The sequence below is a fragment of the Cellulophaga baltica 18 genome (genome assembly GCF_000468615.2).
GTDB lineage: Bacteria > Bacteroidota > Bacteroidia > Flavobacteriales > Flavobacteriaceae > Cellulophaga > Cellulophaga baltica.
Genome location: NZ_CP009976.1, coordinates 2376642 through 2391984, shown reverse-complemented (window position 1 = coordinate 2391984; position 15343 = coordinate 2376642). Strand labels below are relative to the sequence as shown.

General features: G+C 34.1%; 12 protein-coding genes and 2 tRNA genes. 5 read left to right on the top strand and 9 right to left on the bottom strand.

All coding sequences use genetic code 11. From position 1 onward, the window contains the following. Positions 1-54 precede the first annotated feature (54 nt). From M666_RS10030 to tgt, 3 genes are read right to left on the bottom strand one after another with little or no spacing between them, the layout of a single operon-like run. Complete coding sequence (locus M666_RS10030; RefSeq protein ID WP_029446833.1) at positions 55-948, bottom strand: DMT family transporter; 894 nt, start codon at positions 946-948, stop codon at positions 55-57. A 40-nt stretch (positions 949-988) separates the two neighbouring features. After that, the gene (locus M666_RS10025) at positions 989-2068 is read right to left on the bottom strand and encodes an LptF/LptG family permease (RefSeq protein ID WP_029446834.1); all 1080 of its coding nucleotides are present in this window, start codon (positions 2066-2068) and stop codon (positions 989-991) included. Positions 2069-2070: 2 nt separating this feature from the next. Further along, the gene (gene tgt / locus M666_RS10020) at positions 2071-3201 is read right to left on the bottom strand and encodes a tRNA guanosine(34) transglycosylase Tgt (RefSeq protein WP_029446835.1); all 1131 of its coding nucleotides are present in this window, start codon (positions 3199-3201) and stop codon (positions 2071-2073) included. Positions 3202-3440: 239 nt separating this feature from the next. Between tgt and M666_RS10015 the strand changes: the two genes are divergently transcribed. Continuing rightward, positions 3441-4025 carry an outer membrane beta-barrel protein gene (locus tag M666_RS10015; protein WP_024481402.1) on the top strand — a complete coding sequence of 195 codons (585 nt, stop codon included), beginning with the start codon at positions 3441-3443 and terminating at the stop codon, positions 4023-4025. 82 nt (positions 4026-4107) lie between these two features. On the opposite strand, the gene M666_RS10010 is transcribed toward M666_RS10015, so the two are convergent. Then, the gene (locus M666_RS10010; RefSeq protein WP_024481403.1) at positions 4108-5049 is read right to left on the bottom strand and encodes an FKBP-type peptidyl-prolyl cis-trans isomerase; all 942 of its coding nucleotides are present in this window, start codon (positions 5047-5049) and stop codon (positions 4108-4110) included. 78 nt (positions 5050-5127) lie between these two features. Between M666_RS10010 and M666_RS10005 the strand changes: the two genes are divergently transcribed. Together M666_RS10005 and M666_RS10000 are read left to right on the top strand one after the other, a co-directional pair. Beyond that, on the top strand, positions 5128-5520 hold the full coding sequence (locus M666_RS10005; protein WP_024481404.1) for an Hsp15 family ribosome-associated heat shock protein: 393 nt from the start codon (positions 5128-5130) through the stop codon (positions 5518-5520). A gap of 40 nt (positions 5521-5560) precedes the next feature. Further along, on the top strand, positions 5561-6058 hold the full coding sequence (locus M666_RS10000; RefSeq protein WP_024481405.1) for a phosphoribosyltransferase family protein: 498 nt from the start codon (positions 5561-5563) through the stop codon (positions 6056-6058). Here the strand turns inward: M666_RS10000 and M666_RS09995 are convergent. Then, on the bottom strand, positions 6050-6565 hold the full coding sequence (locus M666_RS09995; protein ID WP_024481406.1) for a shikimate kinase: 516 nt from the start codon (positions 6563-6565) through the stop codon (positions 6050-6052). The genes M666_RS10000 and M666_RS09995 overlap by 9 nt on opposite strands. A gap of 149 nt (positions 6566-6714) precedes the next feature. Between M666_RS09995 and M666_RS09990 the strand changes: the two genes are divergently transcribed. Further along, positions 6715-6787 (top strand) — tRNA-Lys (locus tag M666_RS09990). Positions 6788-6965: 178 nt separating this feature from the next. Then, positions 6966-7038, top strand: a tRNA-Lys gene (locus M666_RS09985). 170 nt (positions 7039-7208) lie between these two features. On the opposite strand, the gene M666_RS09980 is transcribed toward M666_RS09985, so the two are convergent. The 4 genes from M666_RS09980 to M666_RS09965 form a co-directional block, all read right to left on the bottom strand. Continuing rightward, entirely contained in the window at positions 7209-9068 is a 1860-nt protein-coding gene (locus M666_RS09980) for a glycoside hydrolase family 13 protein (protein ID WP_029446836.1), read from the bottom strand. Between the two features lie 112 nt (positions 9069-9180). Next, positions 9181-11025, bottom strand: a complete 1845-nt coding sequence (locus M666_RS09975; RefSeq protein WP_082007905.1) for a helix-turn-helix domain-containing protein — start codon at positions 11023-11025, stop codon at positions 9181-9183. A 232-nt stretch (positions 11026-11257) separates the two neighbouring features. Further along, complete coding sequence (locus tag M666_RS09970) at positions 11258-11953, bottom strand: Ig-like domain-containing protein (RefSeq protein ID WP_029446838.1); 696 nt, start codon at positions 11951-11953, stop codon at positions 11258-11260. Next, positions 11953-15297 carry an alpha-amylase family glycosyl hydrolase gene (locus M666_RS09965; protein WP_029446839.1) on the bottom strand — a complete coding sequence of 1115 codons (3345 nt, stop codon included), beginning with the start codon at positions 15295-15297 and terminating at the stop codon, positions 11953-11955. Before M666_RS09965 ends, M666_RS09970 begins: the two co-directional genes overlap by 1 nt. Positions 15298-15343 lie beyond the last annotated feature (46 nt).

The following is a 15343-nucleotide window of genomic DNA, read 5'->3' as shown; positions in this document are numbered from 1 at the left end:
ATTTCCTGTTTAAATTATAATAGTTGACAAATATAAAACATTAAATAGGTATGCCTAACTCCTATTTCGTTTTTTTAATTTTCCTTTATTCTTTATTAAGCCGTTTGCTACTACTGTGCTTAAAATCAGCAATGCTCCAAAATAAAATAGCGGATTCATTTTCTCACTCTCTCCTAAAAACACAAAGGCTAGTAGAATTCCATATACAGGCTCTAAGTTTACGGTAAGCATTACGGTATAAGGCGTTAGCACTTTCATAACACGTACAGATGCTATAAATGCGTATGCGGTACATATAGAAGCTAAAATGAAAAGGTAGATCCAATCATTTTTAGAAACCTGAAAAAAGCCGGCGTCAAAATCGCCACGAACCGCTAAATAAACTGTAATAAATAAGACTCCTGCGCCAAGTTCATAAAAAGAGATAATACTGGGTCTGTGCGACTGGATGAGTTTACCATTTGCAATAGAAAAGATAGCGGCTAATAAGGCAGAGATTAAGGCTAAAATAATTCCTTCTACATATTGTGTTTCTACATTAAAAATGATATACAAGCCAATCACGACCACAATACCAAATACAATCTCATACCAGATCATCTTCCGTTTGTAAATAAAAGGCTCTATGATTGCCGTGAATAATGCCCCTGTTGATAAGGTGGCTAAGGCAATAGATACATTAGAGACTTTTATCGCCTTAAAAAATGTAAGCCAATGCAATGCTATCACTATCCCAACGACAGCCATTTTAGCCATTTGTTTTGGTGCAATTTTTAAAGAAAACTTATTTATAGCAATAAATACCGCTATAAGCACTACTGCGATTCCCATTCGATACCACACCAGCGGTAGAGCGTCTATCGTAATTAGCTTCCCGAGCACTGCGGTGAACCCCCAAATAAAAATAATAAAATGTAAATGAAGGTAATTTTTAAGCCTATCTGTCATTAGAGTACCAGCGTAATAGAAAGGTGATTATTTTACGAAACTATCTTTTGGCTTTTTGCAATAAATAGAATGCTAAAAATCCAAATAAAACATTTGGCACAATTACGGCTAACAATGGAGAAAAGCCCGATTGTTCTGCTAAGGTACCAAATACACGATCAAAAAATATATAAACAAAGGCCACCAAAATACCAAAAGCCAAGTTTACCCCCATACCTCCTCTACGTTTCTGAGAAGATACTGCTACTGCAATAAGAGTAAGGATAAAAGCGGTTACTGGTAGTGCCCAACGTTTATATTTTACTAAAATATACGTATTAATATTAGATGCCCCTTTACTTTTTTGCACCTCTATAAATTCATTTAATTCAAATAAATTTTTAGTCTCTGCCACATATGACACGGGCGTCAGATCATTTATTTTAAATGGAAATATGGTATCCAGTCTTCTTTTAGTTTCTAATATTTCTGTATCTCCCTTTAGGGTTCTTTTTACATAAGATGTTAACCTATAGGTAGAATCTGCCGGGATCCATCTAATATTAGCTGCAGATAATTTGTATCCTAATACATTATCATCACTAAAGTGCTCCATAGAAAAATTATAGCCTATATCTCTAGCAGGATCAAACCTACTTACATAGATAAAATCATTAGCATTTAATTGATTAAAAATATTCTCTGTGACCCGGTCTTGTTTTCCTTTCTTTAAGTATTTAAACTTAAACTCATTAAAGCCTTTACTAGCATTTGGCACAATGAACATCCCCATTAACAACATGAAAATAGCCACAATTACCGCGCCTATGATATAAGGCCTCAGAAAACGCCCGTAGGATATACCAGAACTTAGCATTGCCACAATCTCTGTATTACTTGCTAATTTTGAGGTAAAGAAAATTACCGAAAGGAAGAGAAAAATAGGCAATAACATACTCCCTATATAAATAGAAAAATTACCCAAATACATTAGTATTTCGTCTACTGGCGCATCATTATCTTGCATTTTATTAAACTGCTCAGATAAGTGCACCATTATTCCAATAGGAATAAATAAAAGTAACATTACTGAAAATGTCACTAAATAACGTTTTAATATGTATCTATCTAAAATGGTCAAGGTTACAATCTTTTATCCATTTGTTTTACCATCTTGTTTTTCCACTCTGTAAAATCTCCAGCTAAGATATGCTTTCTTGCCTCACGAGTTAACCATAAATAAAATCCTAAATTATGAATGGTTGCAATTTGCTTTCCTAAATATTCGTTGGCCGCAAATAGATGACGTAGATATGCTTTAGAATATTCTGTATCTACAAAGGTTATGGCCATATCATCAATCGGAGAAAAATCATCCTCCCATTTTTTATTTTTGATATTTATAGTTCCATGCGCTGTAAAAAGCATTCCGTTTCTTGCATTACGCGTTGGCATTACACAATCAAACATATCAATACCTAAAGCAATGTTCTCCAATATATTGATAGGAGTACCTACTCCCATTAAATATCTTGGCTTGTCTTCTGGCAAAATTTCACAAACCACCTCTGTCATTGCATACATTTCATCTGCCGGTTCCCCTACAGATAAACCTCCAATAGCATTTCCTTCTGCCCCTACTCCTGCAATATATTCTGCAGATTGACGTCTTAAATCTTTATAGGTAGATCCTTGAACGATTGGAAAGAATGATTGGCTATAATCATACTTATAAGGAAGCGTTTCTAAATGTTTAATACAACGCTCTAACCAACGGTGCGTCATATGCATTGAACGCTGTGCATACTTATAATCACAAGGGTAAGGTGTACACTCATCAAAAGCCATGATAATATCTGCTCCAATGATACGCTGAATTTCCATTACACTCTCCGGAGTAAAAGTATGATACGAACCGTCTATATGCGATTTAAACTTAACGCCTTCTTCCTTAATTTTTCTATTTTCAGATAATGAATAGACTTGGTACCCACCACTATCGGTTAGAATATTTCTATCCCAACCCATAAATTTATGAAGTCCACCAGCCTTTTCTAAAATTTGAGTTTTAGGACGTAAATATAAATGATAGGTATTCCCTAATATGATATCAGGATTAATTTCTTCTTTAAGCTCTTTCTGGTGCACTCCTTTTACAGAGGCAACCGTACCTACAGGCATAAAAATTGGCGTTTCAATTTTCCCATGATCAGTGATCATTTCTCCTGCTCTAGCTTTACTATGTGGGTCTGTATGCTTTAGTGTAAATTTCAAATCGTCTATTAAATTAGCGCAAATATAGTTAACTCATCAAGTAAATTACTTAAGAAAAAAATAAAGTTGAGATTATTGAACACAAAATCAGAATCTACTGAAATTAAGTATTTAAAAATTTAACAAGGTCTTATAATTTCAAAAACAATAAAGCCCCTTGCTTCTCGTTGAAAGTGATGAGAACAAACTTGAATTGGTATTATTATTGATACTATTCTTGTTTTTAAACTATAGAAAACATGAGGAAAACAATTTTAACAGCAGTATTGGCCTTAATAGGCGGTATTGCAATGGCACAAACAGAGCCTGGTTTTGGAATTAAAGCAGGGCTAAACTATGGCGCAAATGGCGATTATTTTGATTCTGCAGAAGATGCATACAAGAGTCCAGACGGCAATGTTGGATACCATGTGGGTATTTTTGGAAAATTTGGAGAGCAAATTTACTTTAGACCAGAATTAGTCTATACCAAAACAAAGTCTGATTATGAGAATAATAGTTTGGACATGTCTAAATTAGATGCACCACTATTAATAGGTTTCAATGTTATTGGCCCCTTGACCGTATTTGCAGGTCCATCATTACAGTACATACTAGATACAGATTATGACGGCATTACCTTTGGTGATGTTAAGAATGATTTCACTGTAGGTCTTAACATAGGAGCTGGAGTTAATCTTGGTAAGTTAGGTATTGATTTACGCTACGAACGAGGTTTTTCTGAAAATGAAATAACTGCTATTAACAATAATAACCTATTAAGTGTAGATAGAATAGATACGAGACCAGATCAATTAATTCTGAGTTTATCTTTAAAGATCTAAGATTCCGAACGAATTAAAAACGCATAAAAAAACCTGAAAGCTACACGTAGTTTTCAGGTTTTTTGATTTAAGCTATTTATGCTTATTTGGTATCTGGATCTAAGTGATCTGGAATACCGTCATTATCTGTATCTCTGAAAACAACTTCTCCATTCACAATATCTATCTCTTCACTGGTTGGTGTATTATCACCATCATCATCTGCATCTAGATAATTAGGAACAAACGTAAACACTTTTGCTTCATCTTCCTCATCGGTGTTGTCATTATTTAATCTACCATTTCCATCTACATCTTCTAAATAAGAAGGAATACCATCATTATCGTGATCGGCTTGATTGACTGTAAATAAATCAATTTTAAATACTATAGGAGAGTATGCTGGTATATTGGTTTGAGATGCTGCATAGTATCCTAGTGCTGAAGGCATAAAAATAGCTCCAATACCATAATCTTCAATTTTCACGGTACCATCTTCATTAACGCTTCCAGGTCCTCCACCTTTAAATTGTGTGATCCCTTGAGCAAAGCCTGTTACTAAAGAAGGCAAGCTAAACCATATTGGAGCTGCTGAAGAATCAAAAATAGTACCATCCAATAATTCTCCTTGATATCGTACAAAGGTAGAATCTGCAAATGTTGTTGCTGCACCAATTCCTTCTCTCGCTACTAAATAATATAATTTATGATCAATTTCTTCATCACTATCTGTAATTCCAACATTTTCAGACGTTACTTTAACCGTTTTAAATCCGAAACCTTCACTGTTTAATAGTGAAATCTTATCACTATTAACTCCTGATATCGTATCAAATACAATTTGATAATCAAAATCTTCTGCAGGATTTTCAAAATCTTCATAGTTGTAAAAGTGTGTCGAAAAATAGGCCTGAAGCGCAGACTCATCATCTACAATTGTTTCACTAAGGTCTGTTGGAGGAACAATTACAACATCATCATCTTTCTTACAAGAAATAAAAACTAAGGTAATTGCTAAAAAATAAAATATACTTTTGATATTCATCCATCTAATATTAAGTGTCGCAAGATACAATTTTCCCCTATTTTTGTAGAAAAGATTAAGAAAGAATTATAACTGATTATGCGTATAGATAAATACCTATGGTGTATTAGATATTTTAAAACCAGAAATATTGGTACAGAAGCCTGTAAAAAGGGTCATGTAAAACTAAATGGCGCTGCCGCAAAACCTTCTAAAGAGGTGCTGCCGATGGATAAAATAATTGTGCGCAAAAATCAGATCAACTATGAATTGACGGTTTTAGATGTTCCACCAAATAGAGTGGGCGCAAAACTGGTAGATCTGTACCGTAAAGATACCACCCCAGCTTCTGCTTTTGAAAACAATGAGCTTTTACAATATTCTAAGGATTATTATAGAAAGAAAGGAATGGGGAGACCAACCAAAAAAGACAGAAGAGATATTGAGGACTATATAGATGATTCTTCTGAAACTAAAAATAATGAAGAATAAAGAAGCGTTTCTTTATCTTTGATATGAAAATTTAAACCGCATGCAACACCAGATTTTATCCCATAAAGAGATACAGTACAAAATTAATAGAATTGCTTATCAAATCTATGAAGCTAATGTAGATGAAAAAGAAATCATCATTGCAGGAATAGAAGGCGGTGGTTTAAATTTCGCCAAAAAAATTGTAAAAGTTTTAAAAGAGATTACTACTGCAGAAATAAAGGTATGTAAAGTAAGCATGGATAAAAAAAATCCTTTACAGTCGGGAGTTACTACCGCTATAAAGGAAGAAGATTATGCTAATAAGTCTGTTGTATTAGTAGATGACGTTTTAAATTCTGGTACCACCCTAATATATGGTGTCCATCATTTTTTGCGGGTACCTTTAAAACAATTAAAAACTGCGGTGCTGGTAAACAGAAACCATAAAAAGTACCCTGTTAAGGCAGATTATAAAGGAATATCTTTATCTACCTCTTTACATGAGCAAATACAAGTAGAATTTAAAACAAATAACGACCGCGTCTACCTACTTTAGGTTTTCTAAAATTTCATTTACGATATCTTCCGGTATTTTAGTATCGCAAACAATAGTGGTATTCGCTTGTAGGTAAAAGTTATTTCTTTCAAACAAATGCTTCCCTATAAATTCTGGTAAATCGTTTTCTGCGATGTTTTGAACCAAAGGTCTGCTTTCTTTTTCATTTATTAGCCGTTTTACGAGACTAGGAATTGATAATTTCAGGTAAAAATTATGTTTTGTATGCTTTTGAATTAATGCTAAATTATTCGCGTAACAAGGAGTTCCTCCACCTGTAGATAAAATAAATGATTTTTTTTCTTCCATTAATTCTTGGACATATTTATGCTCCATTTTCCTAAAAAAGATCTCTCCTCGGTCTTTAAAAATATCAGAAACACTTAGATTTAATTTAGATTCTATATACGCATCCAAGTCTATGAAATTGATATTCAATTTTTTAGAAAGTAATTTTCCTATGGTAGTTTTTCCACTTCCCATGTAACCTATAAGGACTATTTTCATTTTCTTATTTTGTGTAAAATTGAACCAAAATAAAGTGATTTCAAAAAAAAATAATTTTTTTTCAAAATAGGCTTGGATATGTGACTAAAGGTTGTATATTTGCACCCGCAAACAGGGAATATTTCTCTATAGCAAATTACTGAAATAATGACCTGGTAGCTCAGTTGGTAGAGCATCTCCCTTTTAAGGAGAGGGTCCTGGGTTCGAGCCCCAGCCCGGTCACAGAAAAGCCTTTTGAATCATAGATTCAAAAGGCTTTTTGCATATATAGCATCTTCCGTAATAGTTTAATATTTTTCTAAATATATTAGGCCATTTCTTGCTAGGATATGTAACTAAAGGTTGTATATTTGCACCCGCAAACAGAGAATATTTCTCTATAGCGAATCATTGAAATAATGACCTGGTAGCTCAGTTGGTAGAGCATCTCCCTTTTAAGGAGAGGGTCCTGGGTTCGAGCCCCAGCCCGGTCACAGAAAAGCCTTTTGAATCATAGATTCAAAAGGCTTTTTGCTTTTAAGATATTGAGCACTTTACTTCTTTTAAAAAAATAGGCAGTTTAATTAATGAGTGCATGCCTACAAAATAAGACTTAGCTGTTTACGTATTTCAAGAAGGTTTAATAGCTGCTAGCACATTTAAACTATTCTACTTCTATAATCATCGCATTTCTTGCCTTTACAGACAACTTAGAAGCTGCATTAATTCTAACATTGTTTAGGACCTCTCTACCTGATAAGGACTCTCCAAGTATTTCTCTATACGTTGTCAAATCTAATAGTACATCTTCGGTGTTTTTATTTAAAATCACCATAATTTTTTTCTGGTTGTTATATCTAAAAAACACATACACCTCTTCCTTATTTTTTGGAGCAAAATGCTTTAAAGATCCGCTATGAATAACTGTAGTGCTTTTACGCCAATTTAGAAGCTTCTTTACAAACTCTTGAGCATCTTTCTGCTTTAACGACATACCGTGCCCTGTAAAGGCATTTACTTTATCTTTTTGCCACCCCCCTGGAAAATCAGAACGTATAATTCCGTGATCATCTGAACCTGGATTGGTCTTTAAGATTTCGGTTCCATAATAGATTTGGGGAATACCGCGCGTAGTAGCAAGATACACCAACGCTAACTTATAAAGGTCGTAGTTTTCATTGAGCTGTGTATACATCCTACTCATGTCATGATTATCTGAAAAAATCATTAAATTATTCGGATTGGCATATACGTAGTCTTGTGCCAATGTTTCGTAAAGCTCTATCCAAGATGAAGCCCATGACTTTTCATTATTTAAGGAATTTACTAAAGCATTCTGTAAAGGAAAGTCCATAACACTTTTTAAGTGTGATTTATAACCATTGTAATTTTCCTTCCCTTCCTGCCAATAGGCCACTTGGTTGGGATTTGTAGACCATTCTTCTCCTACAATAGTAAACAAAGGATATTCTTTAGAAATTGCAGCGGACCAATCATTCATAAATTCCATATCCGGATAAGGATAAGTATCCATTCTTATACCCGATATTCCTGAGTATTCTATCCACCAAATTGCATTCTGAATTAAATAAGTTGCGAGTTCTGGATTTTTTTGATTTAAATCGGGCATAGTACGAACAAACCAACCATCGAAAAATATTTTCCTATCCTCCTCTGCTGCATACGGATCTAATATAATAGATTTCCGATGATTGGTTTCTGTATATTCTGACCATTGGTTAATCCAATCTTGTGATGGCAAATCATTCATCCACCAATGATTTAAACCAATATGGTTGGCCACCATATCCATTATGACAGTTAAGCCTTTTTCATTGGCTTTTTTCACCATACTCCGGTAAAGGTCTTTAGAACCAAATCTAGGATCTACCTTATAAAAATCAGTAATAGCATACCCATGATAACTATTTTTTGGCATCGCATTCTCTAGCATCGGAGTAATCCATAGCGAGGTAAATCCCATATCAGATATATAATCAAGGTGATTAATTATTCCTTGTATATCTCCTCCATGCCTGCCCCCTTTATCTTTTCTATTTACTTTATCTTCAAATCCATTTACATTATCATTGGAGGTATCTCCATTCACAAATCTATCCGGCGTTATTAAATAGACCATATCTGCCGAAGAGAAACCGACAGTATTTTTATTAGTTCCCTCTCTGGGCAATAAGGGATAGGATAAATGTTTTGGCGCTTCTTTTTTACTATTCAACGTAATTGTTAAATTTCCGGGTGAAGTTTGAGGTGCAAGTGTCAAATTTAGAAACACATAATTATTATTCTGTACCCTCTTAACTTCCTTTAAAACTACCCCCTCATATTTTTCTAATCTAACTTCATAAGCGCCAATATTTTTACCGTAAAGCATAATTTCAAGATCTTCAGAAGCCATGCCTACCCACCAGTTTGGGGGCTCCATACGCTCAACGAGCTGTTGCGAAAATAATGTTGGGGAAGTAGCCAGAAAAAATGCGGCTATAAAAAATAAAAAACGACACATAATAATTTTTTAAATAAATTAATAAAAGTGCCTCCAAATTATGCTATTATCAAAGTGTTTTCGCCCCAGTTTATAAACTGACCTCTATTAATCTAAGTAAAAGAATAAGAAACTATGCATTGAAATACTCCCGTGGCGTTTTTCCTGTAATTTTTTTAAACGACCTATTAAAGGATGATTTTGAATTAAAGCCTACATCTAAAGCTATACCTAAGAATGTATGATTTTTGTATCCTTCTTTATTTACTTTTTCAATAAACGTATTTACCCTATATTGATTTACAAAATCTCTAAAATTTTTATCGAATCCATCATTAATCGTTCTTGAAAGTAAGTGCACATTGGTCTGTAATTTCTGTGCGAGATCGGGAAGGCTAAGTGCAGGGTCTAAAAATGCTTTATCTACTTCCATAATATGGATAAGCTTCTCTTTTAGCTGAAGAAATTCATTATCATTACTAGTTGTTTTGGCAGCCTCTACCTTGACTTCATGAATTTTGAAAATAGCCGGCTGTTTAATTGCATAATACCCTAATAAAAAAACAGTTAATGAAAATAAAATCCAAATACTATCTACTAGAAATAAGGTTAAAGTACTTAAACTATTGGTCATAATATAGCTATAGCCACCTACTATAAAAATTACAGTCCATAACACTAAACAACCTCCTTTTAGCAGCATAATGGTATGTAAGTAATTTACATCTTGATCATAAGAATAAGTGTCTTCTATATTTTTTAAATAGTTCTTTATGACATTTTTTATTTTGAACCAGAACCAAATATTAAATAGTAATGCAATACCACCTATGGTAATGTAGATTTCTGATGGATAAAAACGAGAAACAGCTCTATCTATAAACAGGTGCAATGGCTCAATAAAAAATAGTAGATATACTATTACTTGGATAACAAATGGCACAAAGTACCACCACTGACTAAGCTCCCTAGGTTTTGAAGGTATTTTTAATAATTTTTTGATATAAATAAAAAATATCGGTGCATACAAGAAATACACCAAATCTTGAAATAATGAGAGCCGAGGATAGCTATTGTATATATCTCTATCGTACAGGGACACTCGCGTAAGAAGTATAATCGCTATTAAAAATATCAAGCCACTTAAAACGCGATTAGCTTTCCGGTTATTATTTTCGTAAGAATTGATAATGAAAATTAGAAATATTCCTTGAATACCTGCAAGGATAAGTATGAGAGTATACGGATTAAACAATCCAGAAGATTGATCCTCCCAATACATAATCTTCTCTTCTAAAGGTTTATCAAAAGTTTCATTAGTAATTAATTGAAAACGATCATTTCTTGGTCTTCCATACGTCTTTCCTTCCACCGTATACCAATTACCACGTGTAAACTTATAGGTTAATCTTGGCCAATACACTGGAACATCAATTTCGTAAGAGCCATCTTCGACTTTGATTAATTTATAGCGTTTATCTCCTGGAACCCATCCATTAAAATTACCCGCAATGTAGATAGGAGCATCTGGGGGTGTAGATTTTGGTATTTCAGTTACTTTTACAGTAATCTTTTTTGCGCTAATAGCACGCCCTTCTTTATCTGCCCAACCCGTGATCTTTAAATGCAATGTATCTATAGGTTGAGAAAATGATATCTTTCTAGTTAGCACTGGCAACCCATCACTTTCTACCTCAGCAGTTTCCCAACTTCCACGAGTTACCAAAAACATGATAGTAGCATCCTCGAAAACTAGCGGTTTCGTATAATATTTTCCGTCTGAATTTTTCTCAAATTTATACCTGCTATTTCCTGGCTCCCATTCATTAAAGCTCCCCGTGAGATAAAGTGTTGCATTAGTTGGAGTACTTGAGGCTACATGGTCTAGTACAAAGGTAGTTTGAGCATTCAAAAACAAGGAACAATTAAAGAATGATACTACTAAAAATAAAGTGAAAAAACTTATCCTTCTAAACATGTATAAATTCTAATTCAATGACAACTTATGCGCAATCAACTTTGCATGCTACCTAATTTACAGAATGTATCATATGATTTAGTAGGTTTAAAAATTAGAAGCTCTTCACCATAGTACATTCATTTGCGAATATAAGAAAACCCCAACCAAAATAATGTTATTTGATTAGGGTTTAGAACTAACTCAACTATTAGTATTCTTTTAAAATTTTATTTAAGAAATTTCAAATTTCTTAGTCTACTTTAAACTCAAAAATTGGAGATTTAGACGTATTACCCTGACTATCAAAAGCGATAACTTGCCAATAATAAATACTATCTGTTAGTGCTGTGGTATTCAAAGTCATAGAATTTGTTTCACCAATTAGGGTATTTGGAACATTGCTTTCATCCAACAATATGCGAAAAGAAACTATATCATCATCAATATCCTCTGCCAACCAACTTAATTGTATTGGTCCTGGAGTAATCGTTGAACCCATTTTTGGAAAAATAGCATTTGCAGGAAATGGAGGATAACTTTCTGCAGCCAATCCGGCATTGTAAAATCTCCAAGTGTCACTTTCTGAATTTTCATTGCTGCCGTTTGCTTTAGATATTACTGTCCACTCGTAGGGGGTACCTCTGAATATCGTGATTGGCAATTCATTCTGAGTTTCATTATAATTAACTATTTCTCCACTACTTAGATTCTTCAAATTAACGGTATAGCTATCCGTGTCTTCAGAATCGTTCCATTTGAAAACAACTCGACTCTCCGTTTCTGACAAGATTTCTCCTTCATTGCATTCTGCATTATTTTCAGGAAAAATAAGTGTTGCAGATGCTGGCACAGGAATTAAAGGCGCTTCCGAAGAGCTTCCTCCTCCACAGGAAGAACAAAAACTCGTCACAAACATGAGTAGTATATATTGAAAAGGATATTTCATTATTTGATAATTTTATAGTTTAAAACTTCATTATTTAAATTAACCTGCATAAAAAATATTCCTTTTGATAGCCTAGATACATTTAATTCAACAGCACTATTGATCACCGGATAGCTAGTATTTAATACTTGAATTCCATTAGATGAATACACGGTTATTGTTACCTCTTTAGCGTTTTTATTATTTAAATGGACATGCAAAACATCGTCGACTACAGGATTTGGATATATAGTTAAAGAAGTATGCAGCAGTATTGTTTCTTCATATACTCCTTGACAATCTTTATCTGTTCTCACGTGTATCACATTTTCAGAAGCCTCTAAATTAATTGCTACTTCGTTGCTATTGGTTGTGAACGTCTTCTTATTTACTGTAATATAAAAGGTATCTGCGCCTTTTAAACTCAAAGTAGCAGTAGTACCTTTAGCATTCATTTTAGACGAAACGGTCAAAGCATCTGGCTCGCCAATTACAACATCATAACATTGAGAATAATTTTCACCTTCAATACTTAAGCAAATTGTATAATTCCCTGCCGATAAATCCGTAAATAAGGTTGATGTACGAAATGCTTGACTACTTGTTGCGCCTCCTGATAGGGTCGCCGTATATTCATAATCTTCTAGCGCAGTTATAGCTATACTTCCATTGTTACTACTGCTACAGGTTTCATCACTTAATTTTATTTGAAAATTATTTGATGGCACTGTAAAAACCAGACAACCATTTACATTTACGGTTGATCCAAGTGGTGTATCAGGACAATTATCATCTGCATCTTGCACCCCATCATGATCTTGATCTGGTAAATTGTTATTGGGAAAAAGTGCCGTTGGCTTATCGCCAAATATTCTATATTCACCGGGAGCCAATGTAATTGTTGCCTGGGTGTCTGTTACCACATATTTTAAATTTTCTTTCAAAAATTCATACCATATACCAGTTTCCTGAAATTCAGGAATAATAGATTGTGTCGTAACTCCGAAGTTGCCTATAATGGTTACATATTTAATTTCTTCAGCCGTTGCGCCTACTATTGATAGGTGAAGTTTTTTTAATCCCGACGGATTAGCAAAATCCAATTCAAAATCTGTCGTTTCAAAAATTGGTTCATTAATTTTTAAGTCGATTAGTTTAGCCCATGTTTCATATACTGCCTTTCTATTCTCATCAGCAAAATATTCCCAACGAATGGGCTTATTTCCTACCCTACCGTTATCATCTATTGAAACATCATAACCAAGCTCCCCAAATTGCCAAATCATTTTAGGTCCTGGAACTGTAAAAAAGAAAGCGCCTGCAGTTTGCATTCTGTTTAAGGCTGTTGGAATATCTTTCACATTGTAGGTACCATCAGAATTACCAAATTCTAAATTTTTGAACATCAAACGTTCCTCATCATGACTTTCCATAAAAGATAGTGCTGATGGCTGCTTAAATCCTTTTTCGTTATAAGAAACTCCTGAGAAATTAGAGGTACTATTAAAGCCTAATGTAGCCTCGTTATACGCTTCGGTCTGTTTATTCCAAAGTAGTATTCCTTTACCCTCATCCATACGGTAATCTGCCCATTGCTCTTCTTCTTCTATGGCTCCTAAATGCTCAAAAATGATATAAAAATCATCATCAGAAGCCCACTGGGTATCGGCATATTCTTGTAAAACCGATACTCTATCTTGCTGAGTCATATTGGTGCAATTCTCGTCTGATGGTGTACAGTTTTGTGTAAAACCTTTAGTAAGGTCCCAGCGCATTCCATCAATTTTAAATTCCTCAATCCAATACGTAGCAGTTCTATTTACATAATCTTTAGTAGCTTGACTTTGATGGTTAAAATCGTTAAAAACACTATACGAATGTTTTGCTTCTTGATTAAAAAATGGGTTATCCGCAGCTGCTTGTCCGCCACTACCACCATTATCTGTATTCCACATTCTATAGTACGGGTGTTGCCCCGAAGCATGGTTATACACCACATCTATAATAACTGCTATTCCTCTAGCATGGCATTCATCTATTAACGCTTTTAAGGCGTCTTTGGTGCCATAATATTTGTCTAAAGCCATATGAAAAGCTGGGTTATACCCCCAACTTTCATTGCCATCATATTCATTAATAGGCATCAACTCAATAGCATTTACACCTAAATCTTGTAGATAATCTAATCTATTCTTAACGGCATCAAAACTGTGCAATTCATCAAAATCTCTAACTAATAATTCATAAATTACAAGATCGTCTTTCTTAGGCTTTACAAAGTTGGTATTCTGCCAATTATACTCTGGATCTCCAGTGCGTAAAACTGTAATTGCATCTGATTGTCCTACTGGATAATCTGGAATGTTTGGATACGTAACCTCATCAATAAACGCATCGTTTCCGTAGCCATCTAAAACTAAAGTAGAATAAGGATCTGCAATATTCAAATTAAACTCAACAAGGTATTGGTAAAGGTGATTGGCTTGAGGTGTTAAATTATTTAATTCAATCCAAAACCGATCTTTGGAGCTGTCTTTTTTTAATAAGTATTCATTTGAAATTTGCCAATCATTAAAATCACCAATAAGGTGTACAAACTCTTTTCCGGGTGCATATAACACTAAGGTAGCCTTTGTAGGGTCGTTTGGGTTTAAATTAATCCCATCTACTAAATTGGCAGGCATTGGCAGCTCTTCTACCGTCGGGGATACTATGGCGCTGAATGATGCCGATTTAGTCTCCGTATCACTCGTAACCTCTAAAATAAAGTTAGTATTTGCAGAGACCATATAGCTATAGCTGTAATCTGTAATTTCGGCCTTTGTATCTACAATGACTCCGTTTGCCTTTAAAACAAAGGTTGCCATTAAAGAAGATGTAGCTTCAACCGATACATTGTCTCCAGAATTTACAATTGTTGTAGTTTCTGTTGGTGTAGAAAGCGTAAATTGAAATGTACCTACGTCAAAAATAAAGTCTTGCGTTTTTTTATCGCCATCCCCATTTTTTGCTTTTACAAGTATCCCTATTTTACCAATATTTGTTCTATTAAAAAAAGTAGTCGGTGTTAACACAAAGCTATAGGTACCATTGCCATTGTCTATAAGTTTTTGGCTTTCATCAGAATTTACCCAACTGCCATTGGTAGGAGAATCTATAGTGCTGCCTCCATCAGTATCTAAGGACCATGCCCATATATAAGCATCTGTTTCACCCCAAGTAGTTAGATTTAAATTGGAGACTGTTATTCTAATTTCTTCATCTTCCACAAAGGCTGTTGGAGAAATAGTATAAGTTACATTCTGTACTTGTGAAAAAATCAGTACAGAAAAAAATAAAAAAAAGAGTAGTAAAAGTTTTTTCATAGTGGGGTATTAAAAAAGGGTTACACCATGTGCAACCCTTTTAATT

Coding starts and splice junctions, on each gene's coding strand:
- M666_RS10030 (WP_029446833.1), bottom strand. CDS start 948: ATGACAGATAGGCTTAAAAATTACCTTCATTTACATTTTATTATTTTT.
- M666_RS10015 (WP_024481402.1), top strand. CDS start 3,441: ATGAGGAAAACAATTTTAACAGCAGTATTGGCCTTAATAGGCGGTATT.
- M666_RS10010 (WP_024481403.1), bottom strand. CDS start 5,049: ATGAATATCAAAAGTATATTTTATTTTTTAGCAATTACCTTAGTTTTT.
- M666_RS10005 (WP_024481404.1), top strand. CDS start 5,128: ATGCGTATAGATAAATACCTATGGTGTATTAGATATTTTAAAACCAGA.
- M666_RS10000 (WP_024481405.1), top strand. CDS start 5,561: ATGCAACACCAGATTTTATCCCATAAAGAGATACAGTACAAAATTAAT.
- M666_RS09995 (WP_024481406.1), bottom strand. CDS start 6,565: ATGAAAATAGTCCTTATAGGTTACATGGGAAGTGGAAAAACTACCATA.
- M666_RS09980 (WP_029446836.1), bottom strand. CDS start 9,068: ATGTGTCGTTTTTTATTTTTTATAGCCGCATTTTTTCTGGCTACTTCC.
- M666_RS09975 (WP_082007905.1), bottom strand. CDS start 11,025: ATGTTTAGAAGGATAAGTTTTTTCACTTTATTTTTAGTAGTATCATTC.
- M666_RS09970 (WP_029446838.1), bottom strand. CDS start 11,953: ATGAAATATCCTTTTCAATATATACTACTCATGTTTGTGACGAGTTTT.
- M666_RS09965 (WP_029446839.1), bottom strand. CDS start 15,297: ATGAAAAAACTTTTACTACTCTTTTTTTTATTTTTTTCTGTACTGATT.